Source organism: Caulobacter sp. HJHS_5 (genome assembly GCF_056683955.1).
This window is the reverse complement of the sequence record NZ_JBWZNC010000019.1, coordinates 1-299: the sequence shown is the minus strand read 5'-3', so window position 1 is coordinate 299 and position 299 is coordinate 1. Positions and strand designations below refer to the sequence as shown.

The 299-nt window shown below is 69.9% G+C and carries 1 protein-coding gene; it reads right to left on the bottom strand.

The window, feature by feature from the left end; all coding sequences use genetic code 11:
• Positions 1 to 299: hypothetical protein (locus ACFLIT_RS17850; protein ID WP_479912617.1), on the bottom strand; the 299-nt coding region annotated here is incomplete at both ends.

Here is a 299-nt window from a genome sequence, read left to right as displayed (position 1 = left end):
CAGGTTGCTGACCGTCACGGCCGTCGGCGCTTCGTCGACGTCGCTCACCCCGACCACGACATCCGTCGACACCGCCCCGGCGCTGCTGGTGGCGGTGATCGTCAGCGGGATCGTCGGCTGGGTCTCGTAGTCGACCGTCTGGCCGGCCTTCAGATAGAGCCCGCCGTCGTGCACCGCGAAGCGGGCGTCGTTGACGCTGTAGGCGTAGGTCTCGGGACCGGCGTTGGTCAGGGCCACGTCCGCCAGCCGGGTCTCGGCGGCGGTGTTCTCCGCCACGCCCTGCAGATTGCTGACCTGCA